Annotated in this window: 13 protein-coding genes; 7 read left to right on the plus strand and 6 right to left on the minus strand. The window is 69.6% G+C overall.

Annotation, left to right across the window (positions count from 1 at the left end; translation table 11 throughout):
- Positions 1-31: 31 nt before the first annotated feature.
- On the minus strand, positions 32-1,588 hold the full coding sequence (locus tag ACFHVL_RS26990; protein ID WP_416631243.1) for an NlpC/P60 family protein: 1,557 nt from the start codon (positions 1,586-1,588) through the stop codon (positions 32-34).
- 392 nt (positions 1,589-1,980) lie between these two features.
- Between ACFHVL_RS26990 and mqnE the strand changes: the two genes are divergently transcribed.
- The 6 genes from mqnE to ACFHVL_RS27020 all read left to right on the plus strand — a co-directional run bounded on the left by mqnE (position 1,981) and on the right by ACFHVL_RS27020 (position 7,948).
- Complete coding sequence (mqnE, locus tag ACFHVL_RS26995; protein ID WP_416631257.1) at positions 1,981-3,150, plus strand: aminofutalosine synthase MqnE; 1,170 nt, start codon at positions 1,981-1,983, stop codon at positions 3,148-3,150.
- Positions 3,151-3,227: 77 nt separating this feature from the next.
- Complete coding sequence (locus ACFHVL_RS27000) at positions 3,228-4,457, plus strand: DUF2254 domain-containing protein (RefSeq protein ID WP_416631244.1); 1,230 nt, start codon at positions 3,228-3,230, stop codon at positions 4,455-4,457.
- A 3-nt stretch (positions 4,458-4,460) separates the two neighbouring features.
- Positions 4,461-5,378 carry a mechanosensitive ion channel domain-containing protein gene (locus ACFHVL_RS27005; protein ID WP_416631245.1) on the plus strand — a complete coding sequence of 306 codons (918 nt, stop codon included), beginning with the start codon at positions 4,461-4,463 and terminating at the stop codon, positions 5,376-5,378.
- A 79-nt stretch (positions 5,379-5,457) separates the two neighbouring features.
- Complete coding sequence (locus ACFHVL_RS27010; RefSeq protein ID WP_416631246.1) at positions 5,458-5,883, plus strand: hypothetical protein; 426 nt, start codon at positions 5,458-5,460, stop codon at positions 5,881-5,883.
- Between the two features lie 25 nt (positions 5,884-5,908).
- The gene (locus ACFHVL_RS27015; protein ID WP_416631247.1) at positions 5,909-6,193 is read left to right on the plus strand and encodes a DUF4229 domain-containing protein; all 285 of its coding nucleotides are present in this window, start codon (positions 5,909-5,911) and stop codon (positions 6,191-6,193) included.
- A 123-nt stretch (positions 6,194-6,316) separates the two neighbouring features.
- Positions 6,317-7,948: a ricin-type beta-trefoil lectin domain protein gene (locus ACFHVL_RS27020; protein ID WP_416631248.1), complete on the plus strand. Its 1,632-nt coding sequence runs from the start codon at positions 6,317-6,319 to the stop codon at positions 7,946-7,948.
- A gap of 38 nt (positions 7,949-7,986) precedes the next feature.
- Here the strand turns inward: ACFHVL_RS27020 and ACFHVL_RS27025 are convergent, their stop codons facing one another.
- Positions 7,987-8,475, minus strand: a complete 489-nt coding sequence (locus ACFHVL_RS27025; RefSeq protein ID WP_416631249.1) for a glutathione peroxidase — start codon at positions 8,473-8,475, stop codon at positions 7,987-7,989.
- Between the two features lie 187 nt (positions 8,476-8,662).
- Positions 8,663-8,953 (minus strand): amphi-Trp domain-containing protein, encoded by a 291-nt coding sequence (locus tag ACFHVL_RS27030; RefSeq protein ID WP_416631250.1) that lies wholly within the window; start codon positions 8,951-8,953, stop codon positions 8,663-8,665.
- A 6-nt stretch (positions 8,954-8,959) separates the two neighbouring features.
- On the opposite strand from ACFHVL_RS27030, the gene ACFHVL_RS27035 reads away from it, so the two are divergent.
- Positions 8,960-9,247, plus strand: coding sequence for a hypothetical protein (locus ACFHVL_RS27035; protein WP_416631251.1), 288 nt, complete (start codon positions 8,960-8,962; stop codon positions 9,245-9,247).
- A 119-nt stretch (positions 9,248-9,366) separates the two neighbouring features.
- On the opposite strand, the gene ACFHVL_RS27040 is transcribed toward ACFHVL_RS27035, so the two are convergent.
- The 3 genes from ACFHVL_RS27040 to ACFHVL_RS27050 all read right to left on the minus strand — a co-directional run.
- Positions 9,367-10,158 (minus strand): hypothetical protein, encoded by a 792-nt coding sequence (locus ACFHVL_RS27040; RefSeq protein ID WP_416631252.1) that lies wholly within the window; start codon positions 10,156-10,158, stop codon positions 9,367-9,369.
- A 195-nt stretch (positions 10,159-10,353) separates the two neighbouring features.
- The gene (locus ACFHVL_RS27045) at positions 10,354-10,935 is read right to left on the minus strand and encodes a sigma-70 family RNA polymerase sigma factor (protein WP_416631253.1); all 582 of its coding nucleotides are present in this window, start codon (positions 10,933-10,935) and stop codon (positions 10,354-10,356) included.
- A 172-nt stretch (positions 10,936-11,107) separates the two neighbouring features.
- Positions 11,108-12,247 (minus strand): discoidin domain-containing protein (locus ACFHVL_RS27050; RefSeq protein WP_416631254.1); only part of this gene is annotated, 1,140 nt, incomplete at its 5' end.

Below are 12,247 nucleotides of genomic sequence, written 5' to 3' on the forward strand. Positions count from 1 at the left end.
GAGTATCGGCGTACCGACTGATGGCCGTTGGTCAGCTCTCCTGCGGACCTGCGGTCGGGCTGCCGGTGGCCGAAGCCGAGGCACTGGGGACGGCTGAGGCCGAACTCGATCCGCTGGGTGCGGCGGTCGGCGCGGAATCCGGTGCTTCGGGCCCGGGGGTCGCTTCGCCCGACGGCGTCGGGCCGGCAGTGGTCGGCGTCGGGGTGGGCGTCGGCGTGGGTGTCGTGGTGGGCGTGGGCGTGGGCGTCGGCGTGGGCGTCGGCGTGGGCTTTGGCGTCGGCGTGGGCTTTGGCGTGGGCGTCGGCGTCGGCGTGGGCTGCGGGGTCGGGGTCGGCTTCGGGGTCGGGGTCGGGGTCGGGGTCGGGGTCGGCGTGGGCTTCGGGGTCGGCGTCGGCGTCGGCGTCGGCGTCGGCGTCGGGGGAGATGGTGCGGCGACCGCGTCGATCACCCGGGTCGCGGCGTAGAAACGGGACCACCAGACGGTGGAAACCTTGACCACGTCGCCGGTGGTCGGCGCGTGCACCATCCGGCCGTTGCCGACGTACATGCCGACGTGGTGGACCGTGGTCCAGCTGGAGCCGGAGGCGAAGAAGATGAGGTCGCCAGGGAGCAACGCGGAACGGTCGACGGTGTTGTGTGAGGTCGCTCTGTACTGGTCCTTGGCCACCCGGGGCAGGCTGAAATAGTCCGCCCCCGGCGACCGGTACGCCGCCCACATCAGACCGGAGCAGTCGTAGCGGTACGGACCCTCGGCACCCCACAGGTACGGCTTGCCGAGCTGCTTGAGCGCGAAGTCCAGCGCCGCGACAGCCCGCGGATGGGCGGTGGTGCCATCGATCCCGTCGATGCCACCGACCCCGCGTCCGGTCTCCTGCTCGGCGGCCTCGCGCTCCCGCTCGATGGCGACCAGCTGCTCGGTGTTGCTCGCCTTCAACGTGAGCAGCGCCGACTCCCGCTGCTTGAAGGTGCCTTCGGTGGTGCCGTACTCGACGCGCAGCGCGTCGGCGCGGGCCAACGCCGCGGTGTAGGTCTGGTACGCCTGCTGCTCGGCGGCGGCGGCCAGCGAGGCGTCCCGGTTCGCGGCGTCGGCTCCGATGCCGGGCTCACCGCGGTGAATCCGGGACAGGGCACCCAGTCCGTGCAGGTCACCGCGGAACTCGCCGGGTGGCAGCGCGGCAGCGTCCTTGAGCGCCTGCGCCGCAGTGCCCTCGGCGTCTCGCTGGGTTTCGATCAGCGCGGTCCGCGCCTGCCGCAGCACCTGCTCGGCGGCGCGCAGGGCGGTCTCGGCGTCGGCCTGGCGCTGCTCCAGGTCGAGCAGTTGCGCGCCGAGCAACGCCACCTCGGTCTCGCCAGCATAGATCTGCGAAGCGAGTGGGCCCTGCACGGTGCTGGGAACGAAGCCGGGTGGCACGGTGACGCCGATGGTCGGCGCGGCACCGGGCAGTTGCAGCCCGCCGGCGGGCACCGGGCGGCTGCCGGTGTCCGGCACGGTGACCGGCTGGGCGGCCACCGGAGAGGCGAGGGCGATCGCGGTGACGGCACCGAGCAGACCGGCCCAGAGCGTCGGGCTCAGGCGAGCAGGGATCACACCGCTCACGGTTTCACCCGGACGCCACCGACGTGCCCGGCCACGCCGTCGGCCCGCCGTGCTGCCACTGCTTCGTCCCATGCCCGCCCGCTCCCCGTACGGCGCATTTGTCCCGATGCCGTTGCCCCGAAACCGAGTCGCGTCGCCTGGTGTCAGCTGTCCCTCATCAGGTCTTACCGCACGGGGCTGAAGATGTCGATGATTCTGGAGGTAACGAGACCCTGAGAGGTTGGCGACCGGGCGGTGTCCCGGATCGCCATGAGGCCGGCCAGCGTGCCGGCCGACGGCACCGCGACGTACGCTCGGTGGCGGATCTCGACTGGAGGCTCGCCGACGGGACAGTCGTCGACGCACCGGGTCGGTGGGAGTCGGTGGAAAGGGACGTGGCGGACGTGGACGCTGGTCGCAAGCGCGAGCTCGAGGAAAAGGTGTACGCCGGGGAACGGCTGGACTACACCGACGGGGTCGACCTGTACGCCAGTGACGACCTGGCCTGGCTCGGCCGGCTGGCGCACCACCGGCGGACCGAGCTCAACGGTGACCGGGTGATGTTCAACGTCAACCGGCACCTCAACCTGACCAACGTCTGCAGCGCCTCCTGCGCGTACTGCTCGTTCCAGCGCAAGCCGGGTGAGAAGGACGCATACACGATGCGGATCAACGAAGCGGTCCGCAAGGCCAAGGAGATGGAGGACGAGCAGCTCACCGAGCTGCACATCGTCAACGGTCTGCACCCGACGTTGCCCTGGCGCTACTACCCGAAGGTGCTGCGCGAGCTGAAGGCGGCACTGCCGAAGGTCAAGCTCAAGGCGTTCACCGCGACCGAGGTCCAGTGGTTCGAGAAGATCAGTGGGCTGCCCGCCGACGAGATCCTCGACGAGCTGATGGACGCCGGGCTGGAGTCGCTGACCGGCGGCGGCGCGGAGATCTTCGACTGGGAGGTCCGCCAGCACATCGTCGACCACGCCTGCCACTGGGAGGACTGGTCGCGGATTCACCGGCTGGCGCACAGCAAGGGCCTGCGGACGCCGTCGACGATGCTCTACGGCCACATCGAGGAGCCCCGACACCGGGTGGACCACGTGCTGCGGCTGCGTGAGCTGCAGGACGAGACCGGCGGCTTCACCGTCTTCATCCCACTGCGCTACCAGCACGACTTCGTCGACTCGGCGGACGGCAAGATCCGTAACCGGATCCAGGAACGGACCACGATGGCGGCACCGGCCGAGTCGCTGAAGACGTTCGCCGTGTCCCGGCTGCTGTTCGACAACGTGCCGCACGTCAAGTGCTTCTGGGTGATGCACGGGCTGTCGGTGGCGCAGCTGTCGCTCAACTTCGGCGTCGACGACCTGGACGGTTCGGTGGTCGAGTACAAGATCACTCACGACGCGGACTCCTACGGCACGCCGAACACGATGCACCGCGACGACCTGCTGCACCTGATCTGGGACGCCGGCTTCCAGCCCGTCGAGCGGGACACCCGCTACCAGGTGGTACGCGAGTACGACCGACCGCCGTCGCTGGCCGACCGGCGGGCCGAACCCCAACAGATCTGGGCCTAGCCAACAAAGAACATCAATTACCGGATCGGCGAGCAGTCGCCAGGTGTGAACGGTGCCCGTCGGGGAACGCCGGCGGCATGAGCCAGTCGCGTACCGCCTCGTCGCGCCTGCACGGCCTGTGGGACAGCTTCTGGCTGATACCGGCCGTCTGCGCGATCGGTGCGTTGGTGGCCGCGATCCTGCTCGCCACGTCGGACCTGCACTTGGACCTGCTGTTGAAAGGGCTTCTGCCCAACAACCCGGCGGGGGCCAGATCGCTGCTGTCGTCGATCATCACTGCCATGATCTCGTTCACGGCGCTGGTCTTCTCCATCACCGTGATCGCGGTACAGCTCACCTCCAGCCAGTACACCCCGCGCGTGCTCCGCAACTTCCTACAGGACCGGGTCAGCCAGGCCACGCTCGGCACGTTCGTCGCGACGTTCCTCTTCGCGATGGTCGTTCTGGCAGCACTGCCAAACCGGTCCGACGCCCAGCTGCCGGCCCTGTCCCTGGCCATCTCGATGGTCCTGGTGCTCGGTAGCACCGGGATGTTCATCTACTACCTCCAACACATGACCACCCTGATGCGGGTGTCGCACATGATTGCCGCGATCGGCGTGCAAACCCGGGGCGACATCCGACGCTGGTCGGCAGACACCTCCGACTCGGGCGGCCAGCCGGCCCTCGGTCCAGTCGTCGCGGTGGTGCCCGCACCCGCCGCTGGCATCGTCGTCAGCGTCAACCTCGACCTGCTCGCCGCGCTGGCCCGACAGCATGGCTGCGCGATCGCGGTGACCCCGATACCCGGCGACTTCGTCGTCGAGGGAGTTCCGCTGCTCACCGTGCATTCTCTCGATGACATCCCACCAAGACCGATCGACGCGACACGGGCCGCGCAGGCCGTCGACACCGGCATCGAACGCGGACCAGGGCAGGATGTGGGGTTCGGGCTGCGGCAGCTCGCCGACATCGCCGAGCGCTCGCTGTCTCCGGGGATCAACGACACCACCACTGCGGTCCGCGCCATACAGGAGTCACACGATCTGCTCCGCCGGCTTGCAGGAAGACCGGACCGGCCCAGCATCGTCCGCGGTGACGGCGACCAGATTCTGGTCCACGTCCGGCGACAGTCTTTCGACAGCCACCTCGCGACGTCCATCGACGACATCCGAAGGACCGCCAGCGGACAACCCAGGATCACAAAGCTGATCGACTCCATCCTGGCGGATCTCGTCACCGTGGCCCGGCCGGAGCACCGCGCGGCCATCCGCCAACGACAAAGCCAAAGCCACCCGGCCACCGAGGCCAACACCCAGCAGCGGTGAGTCGTGGAGGCGCTCCTGGACGCGGTGCGGGACACCGGAAGCGTCGGTAGCCGGCTGATCACCAGCGGTGCGCTGCTCGTCGGGGCGGTCATCGTGGCGATAGCCGGCGGCCGGCTGCTCACGATCCGGGTGCAGGACACCCACAACCGGTACTTCCTGCGGAAGGCTGTTCACTACCTGGCGGTGGTGGTACTGCTCGTCGCGCTCGCCGTACTCTGGCGGCCGTTCGCCGGCCGACTCGGTCTCGTCGTCGGACTACTCGCTGCCGGGCTGGCCCTGGCCATGCAGGAGGTCATCGGTGCGTTCGCCGGCTGGATCAGCATCCTCACCGGCGGGCAGTACCGGGTCGGCGACCGGATCCAGATGTGCGACGTACGCGGGGACGTCCTGGACATCACCCCGCTGCGGACCAGGATCCTGGAGAGCGGATCGGCGGTGGACCCGGACGCGTGGATCCGGGGACGGCAGTACACCGGACGGGTGGTGTCGCTGTCCAACCGGTTCGTGCTGACCACCCCGGTCTACAACAGCAGCACCATCATCGACCACCTGTGGGAGGAGCTCACCCTGCCGATTGGCTACCAGCACGACTGGCACCTCGCGGAGCGAATCATGCGCGAGGAGGCAGAGTCAATCTCGGCCACCAGCCAGGCGCAGCAGGCCATCGCGCAGATGCGCCACCGCTATCCAGTGTCCGAGGCGGAGGTCGACCCGAGAGTGTTCGTCAAGGCCACGCCACACTGCGTCGAGCTGTCGGCCAGGTTCGTCGTGCCGGTCCGCAGCGCCCGGCAGGTGCGGGACCAGGTCACCCGCCGGGTGCTGGACAGGTTCACCGAGGCCGGGCTGCGGGTGGGTCCCACCGCCCAGGAGGTGACGATCCGGCCGCCGACCGAGCCGGGTCAGCCGCTGAACATCGAATGAGCCCCCGAACACGCACGCCACCAGCTCGGCCGGTTACCCGTTCGGCACCACGGCGCAAGGGGCGTACCCTCTTTGGGTCATGACTGAATCGAAGAGCGACAGTCGGCCGCGCCGCGACGCCGCAGGTCGGGTCGTCGTGCTGGCGGACCTGATCGGCGTGGTCGTCGCTGGCCTGGTGATCGGCCTGCTCGTGCTGCTCCTCTTCGACGGCGTGTTCAGTTTCATCGGTGCCGGCCGGATCGGCCGGTCGAACGGCTGGCTGGCGGTGATCCTGCCGGCGTGGCTGTTCGCCGAGGACTTTCGGGCCTGGCACGGCGGCCCCGCCCGATTCGTCGCTGCGGCGGTCGCCGCCGGGGTCGGCATCGCCTCCGGGCTGCTGGCCGCCGGGATCGCCGTCGACCTGCCACCGCTGGCCGGCGGCGGAATCGGCGCGGCAGCCTTCGCGCTGGTGTACGCCACGGTCTGGTTCCATGGTGTGCGGTGGCTGGACAACCGGACCGGATGAGACGGATGAGACGGATGAGCAGAGCATGAGTCCTGCGGTGAAGTACACACTCGGCCGGATCGGGCTGTTCGTGGTAGTCGTGCTGGCCCTCTGGCCGATCGACCTCAACATCTTCCTGAAGCTGATGATCGCAGTGATCTTCTCTGCTGCGCTGTCGTTCTTCCTGTTGCGCGGTTGGCGCGACGACATGGCCCAGCAGATCGCCGGCGTCGCCGAACGCCGCCGGGCCGAGAAGGACCGGCTGCGGTCCGCACTGGCCGGTGACGACCACCCCGACGGTACGGACGGAAATTCCCAGGGAAGTCGATAGTTTTCGCTCCAGATCTTGACGAAACACCTGTCGAGTCGATCTGATTTGGTCGGATCGCCTTTGTCGGATGCGCCGAAACGGTGGTGGATCGTGTTACCCCGCTCGTGGTCAATCCAGCACCGGTTGAACCAGCTCCCTCGACGCACCACGGCCGGCGTCATCGCCGGTTTCGCGTTGCTGTCGACGGTGGCCGCGACGATCGGATTCGGGGTGGCGTCGGCCCGGGACGACGACCTGACCGGCAACCCGGTGCCCGCAGAGCAGCTGGCGATCATCCTGACCGCGGCCGAGTCCTGCCCGATGCTCACCCCGGCCCGCATCGCCGGCCAGCTGATGGCCGAGTCCGGCCTCGACCCGGGTGCCCTCAGCACCGCCTCCGGTGGGCAGGGCGTCGCTGGACTCAGCGACGAGGGCTGGCTGGCGTGGACTCCATGGGTAGGGGCGGAACGCACCGACCCGGGCGCCAACGTGCTCGCGATGGCCCACCAGATGTGCTACTTCAGCGGCCAGCTGCGGGTCGCCGAGGTGCCGGGAGATCCGTGGCAGTTGTCGCTCGCCGCGTACCACCTCGAGTTGGAGGAGGTGACCGGCACCGGTGGGGTGCCCGACCAGGCGCTGACGTACGTCGAACGGACCGGCGGCTACGCCGCGTACTACGGGAAGTTGCCGCAGTTCACCGAGTCCGGCGACGGCCTGCCGGGCGATGTCATCCGCGAGCCTACGGCCATCCCCGACCAGTACGTCGAACTGATCGTCGCGGCCGGGTCGGTCTGCCCGGCCGTCACCGCCCCTGCCGTCGCCGCCCAGCTCATGGCGTTGTCCGGATTCGACGCCGAACTGATCGGCGAGTACGACCGGCAGGGCATCGCACAGTTCCGCCCCGAGCTGTGGCAGCGGTTCGGGCCGACCGACACCTCCGCGTTGGCGCCGGAAGCCGCCATCGCGGCGCTGGGTGACGCGATGTGCACGCTGGTCGACGAGTTCGCCGATGCCGACGACGACGCGTACCCGCTGGCGTTCGCCGCGTACCACGCCGGCATCGACGCCGTACGCGGGACGAACGGCACTCTCGACGAGGAGACCGAGACGTTGTTGGCGACGGCGCGGCGGTTCACCGAGTTCTACGCGGCGGACAACCGGCTGACCGACGCGACCCCGGCACCGACCCCGTCGGGATCACCCTCGCCGGCCCCCTCAGGATCACCGTCGCCGTCCCCACCCGCTGCTCCCGCCAGCTCACCGACCCCCGGATCGCCGTCCACCCCGCCGGCCCGCAGCACCCCGCCAGCGCCAACACGGACCACGGCACCGCCGGCACCGCCGCGAACCACCCCACCGCCAGCGCCGCCAGCACCGCCAGCGGTGGTCCGGCCGTCGAACGCCCGGCAGCTGGTCGGCCAGGAGACCGGGCTGTGCGTCAGCGTCGGTGTCGGCACCGACGGGACCCGGCTCACTCTGCAGCGCTGCGCCGAGAACAAGTCCCAGTGGTGGGAGTTCCGCGGTGACGGCACCATCCGCGCCAACGGTCTCTGCATGGATGTCGCCTGGGGTGTCAGTGACAACGGCACCGCGGCGCAGGTGGCGTACTGCAGCGGCAACCCGGCCCAGCGGTGGCAGAGCTGGCAGGGCAGGAGCGGCACCCTGGTCAACCCGCTGACCGGCAAGTGCCTGGACGTCGACGGTCACGGGGTCGGCTCGCCGTTGATGATCTGGGACTGCGTCGGTCACCCCAAGCAGACCTTCAACCAGCGTTGACGGCAGGGCGGGTCACGGTTCGACCGCCGGGTCGGTGCCTACCGGGGCAGCTGCTTCTCGATCGCGGCGACCAGCGTGTCGTCCTCCGGCGTGACCCGGGGCCGGAACCGCCCGACAACCTGGCCGTCGGGCGCGATCAGGAACTTCTCGAAGTTCCACTGGACGTCGCCGGCCTCGCCATCGGCGTCGGTCGCGGTGACGAGTTCGGCGTAGACCGGGTGCCGGCCAGACCCGTTCACGTCGATCTTGGCGAACATCGGAAACGTCACGCCGTACGTCGCCGAGCAGAACTCCTGGATCTCCTCGGCACTGCCCGGCTCCTGGCCGCCGAACTGGTTGCACGGGAAGCCGACCACCGAGAAGCCACGGTCGGCGTACTGCTCGTGCAGCCGTTCGAGGCCGGCGTACTGCGGGGTGAGCCCACACTTCGACGCCACGTTGACCACCAGCACCGCCTTGCCGGCGAAGTCCCCCAGCGAGCCTGACTCACCGGCCAGAGTCTGCAGCGGAATGTCGTAGATGCCCATTTTTCTGTCCTCTCCTGACGCGTACCCGCCTCCCAAGATAGGGCCACGGCAACGCACCCGCTCCCAGCAGCTCCTCATCGACCGGCCGGCCCGCGAGGGCCTCGGCCATGGCGAGCGCTGGGGCTGCTGCCGCGCCGCGAGACACGGGTGATGACCGCCGCGGTACGTTGTGTCCCGCGGCGGTGATTCACTCGCCCGACGCGTCGCTTTCCTCGGCCGCTTCCGAGGCGTCAGCCGCCGGCTCGGCTGCCGGGGCGGCCGGCTTCGGGTTCACCCAGGAAAACTCGATCTCGACCGAGAATTCGTCGTCATCCTCCTGCTCGATCTCCAGTTCGCACTTCACCTTGTCGGCGACGGTGATCGCGCCACCGGCTCCGTAGAAGACCTGCCCGCTGCTCTCCAGCTGGCTCGCCAACTGCCGTAGCCAGGCGGCCAGGTCAGCCCGGGAAACGGTCCGGGCGTCCTCGTAGATGTCCATGCCGTAATGATCCCATTCCACTGGCGACACCCGCATCGGGGTCGGCCAGCGCCACGCCGAGCGGCGTACGCCAGTAGAGCACCTCCCGCCCCGACCGACGCTTGGCAGGCGGTCTGCGCGGTCCTGGCCGGGACGATCGCCGATCAGCTGACGACGCACCTGGCGGTGGCCGTGCTGGCCGGGTTGTCGCTGGTCGCCACGCTGTCGTTGACCCGTGGCCTGCGCCGCACCCGACCGGACCCGGTGTCTGCCCGCCCGGTCGGGTTTCCTGATCAGCACCCGTCGGGGTGCTGATCAGGGTTGGCCGGTCAGCCGCGCCGCCACTGCTGGATGGCTCCGCCGTGGCATTCGTAGATGACCAGCCGGGCACCGTCGGCAGATCTCCACCGGCCCGCCAAGGACTGCGCCGGGACTCAGCGCACCGAGGTGACCGCCGTCGGCGGGGAGACCCCCACCGTCGCGACGACCGCCCCGTCCGCCTGACGCACACTGAAGAAGGCGACCTCACCAGCCGGTACGGGCAGGTCCCCGACCACGTCCTGATTGCCCCCGGTGCCGGTCCACTCGGCAAACCGCACCGTCTTGCCGTCCCCGGTCACCGCGTACAACTCGTATCGCACGCCATCGCGCATGCCGGTCAGGGTGACCTGTGCCGTCTGCCCGGCGATCTCGACGGACATGGCGACACCGTCGACGGTGTCGCCGCTCACCGCGATACCGACCGGGGCTGGCGCGGTCGGGGCCGGGCGTTGAACGGCCACGGCGGTGACGACCCCGGCGACCGCTACCATCGCCAGCAGGCTGACTGCCAGTTGCCGGCGACGCCGGTGGCGCTTGAGCCGGCCCCGGCCCGGCCCCGGCGGGGCACCCGGCCTCGCCGGACGCTGCGGCGGCCGATCCGCGCCTGATCCGGTCGGGGTCGACGTCACCGTCGGCGCTGAGGCTGCCTCCGGGGTCGGGGGCAGGGCCGCTGGCGGGGCCGAGGCCGGAGCGGCGAACTCCGTGACCAGGTCCTGGATCTCGGCCTCGCGCAGGAGTCGCAGGGCAGGCACAACCGGACCGAGCATGTCGCGCTCCGCCCGGCACAGCGCGCACTGGGACAGGTGCCGCTCCAACACGCCGCGTTCAACTGCGTCGAGCTTGTCGACCACGTAGAAACCCAGCAGCACAACCATGTCCGGGTCGCGGCAGGTCGTCTCACCCACGTCGCATCCGTCCCGTCTGACCTGAGCCCAGTCCCGGCTCAACGCATTGCATCGACACCTCATCGACCTGTCTGCCCGCGTCAAGACTAGGTGACACGAACAAACGTGTATCCATGCACCGCCTGGTGGACGACGCGCTTTCGGTACGTACGGCCAAGGCCTACACCCACACGACGGGGCTACGGGCCCAGCGGTTCACTCGAGATGGAAGCCCCGGTCGTTCAACTCCTGGCGGAGGGCCCGCAATGCATGGAAGAGGCGTGACTTGACCGTACCAACGGGGATGCCCAACGCCTCGGCCGCCTCCGCACCCGATCGGTCCCGGAGGTAGACCTCGATCAGGACGCCACGCAGCCGGTCGGGAAGCGACGCGACCGCCGCTCGCACCTCAGCTGCGTCGAGCATCCGGTCGACGCGGTTGTCCGGGTCCGCCCGTTCGTCCACCGGCTGTGTCTGTCGGGCCGTCCGCAGGTAGTCGATGGTGAGGTTCCTGGCCACAGTGAACAGCCACTGCCGACGCCACCGGCCGTCATCGGACCGGGCTTCGGGATGCCGCCACGCACGCAGCAGCGTCTCCTGGAGGATGTCCTCGGCACGGTGCCGATCACCGTTGGTGAGCCGCACGACGTAGCCCAACAGCGGCTGTGCCTGGGTTTCGTAGAGCTCTCGCAGTGCATCGTCATCCGTTAACGGCCGCCCTGGTTCCGCGGTACCGGCATCCGCCACCTCGGTCACTCCGGAGATCCGTCCTACCTCGCCAGACTTGTCGCCGCCCATCCTCGGGACAAGGTAGCCGACGGAGATCGACAGCGTCGAGACAGGTCGTCCATACCGACCATCTTTGCCCTGGTCGGGTGACGCGGATGTGTCATACCGGTTTCCACTCGACTCTCTGTTGTCGACTCATATGCGTGTTGTCACCGACGACCCGGTCGTCCAGAATCGCCGGTCACCGCACCTCGAACTCGTACAACGAATAGCCGTAAGTGCCCGACCGGGAGGTGCCGTACATCCGCACATGACGGGCGACCACCGATGGCACCTCGACGACCACGGTGCCACCGGTACCGCTGCTGGTGCCGAACACCGTCGTCCAGTTCACGCCGTCGCGCGACACTTCCACCCGGTAGCTGGTCGCGTGGGCGGACTCCCAGGCCAGACGCACCTCGTTGACGACCCAGTTCTCGCCGAGGTCGACCCGGATCCACTGCGGGTCCTGCCAGGTACTTGCCCACCGGGTACTCCGGTCACCGTCGACAGCGAGCGCCGGCCCCCAGTTTCTACCCTCCGCACTGGAGGCGGTCACGGCGACGCCGAGTGCAAGGTTGCGGCCGCTGGAATTGGTCCGCCCGGTGACTGGCTGCGGCACCGGTGCAGGAGCAGTCGTCCGGACCGGCACCGGAGCTGGGGCCGTCGTCCGGGTGGGCGTTGGCGGGCCGGCGGTCGTCGGCCGGGGCGCCGACTCTGTCCGGCCGACGGCAACTGTCGACGGGACGGTCACCGGGGCTGATTCCGCCCCGACGCCCGGTCCGGTCGCGGATACGCTGGCGTAGGGCGTCGCGATCTCCGGCGTCCACGCCGGTACGGAGGCAGCCGGTGAATCTGACTGCGCCACTTCGGCCCCCGAGCCGCCAGCATTGCCGATCTGCGCCGCGGCGCCACTGGCCACTGCCACGATCGCGACGAACGCCGCCGCCACGAGGCCCGCCCGCAGGTTCCGCCGGGACGGTGTCCCCTTCGGCGGCTCGGCCGGCACCGGAATCCGGACCGGCACCGTCGGATCGGACAGCGACCGCACCGCCGATTCAGGCATCGGCGACCTCATCGAGCCGAGCGGCGGCGGTTCGGCAACCGGTGGCAGTAGCGTCGCGCCCCGGGCCGGGTGCGCCTGGGTGATCGGCTCGCTCGCCGCCGAAGGCGTGAGAGTGGCCGCCGGCGGGTCGGGCAACCGCCAGAACCGGGCTGGCACCATCTGTCCGGCCGGCGGCAGCTCATCGTCGGGGTGCTCGGTCGCGTCGTCGACAGGCCCGACCGATTCCGTCGCGTCATCGACAGGCCCGACCGATTCCGTCGCGTCATCGACAGGCCC

The sequence above is a fragment of the Micromonospora sp. LOL_023 genome, assembly GCF_048060115.1.
Classification (GTDB): Bacteria; Actinomycetota; Actinomycetes; order Mycobacteriales; family Micromonosporaceae; genus Micromonospora_E.

What these genes read in the sequence shown, in the direction of transcription:
- ACFHVL_RS27045 (WP_416631253.1), bottom strand. Translation starts at nt 10,935, where the DNA reads ATGGGCGGCGACAAGTCTGGCGAGGTAGGACGGATCTCCGGAGTGACC.
- ACFHVL_RS27000 (WP_416631244.1), top strand. Translation starts at nt 3,228, where the DNA reads ATGAGCCAGTCGCGTACCGCCTCGTCGCGCCTGCACGGCCTGTGGGAC.
- ACFHVL_RS27030 (WP_416631250.1), bottom strand. Translation starts at nt 8,953, where the DNA reads ATGGACATCTACGAGGACGCCCGGACCGTTTCCCGGGCTGACCTGGCC.
- ACFHVL_RS27015 (WP_416631247.1), top strand. Translation starts at nt 5,909, where the DNA reads ATGAGTCCTGCGGTGAAGTACACACTCGGCCGGATCGGGCTGTTCGTG.
- ACFHVL_RS27010 (WP_416631246.1), top strand. Translation starts at nt 5,458, where the DNA reads ATGACTGAATCGAAGAGCGACAGTCGGCCGCGCCGCGACGCCGCAGGT.
- ACFHVL_RS27035 (WP_416631251.1), top strand. Translation starts at nt 8,960, where the DNA reads ATGATCCCATTCCACTGGCGACACCCGCATCGGGGTCGGCCAGCGCCA.
- ACFHVL_RS27025 (WP_416631249.1), bottom strand. Translation starts at nt 8,475, where the DNA reads ATGGGCATCTACGACATTCCGCTGCAGACTCTGGCCGGTGAGTCAGGC.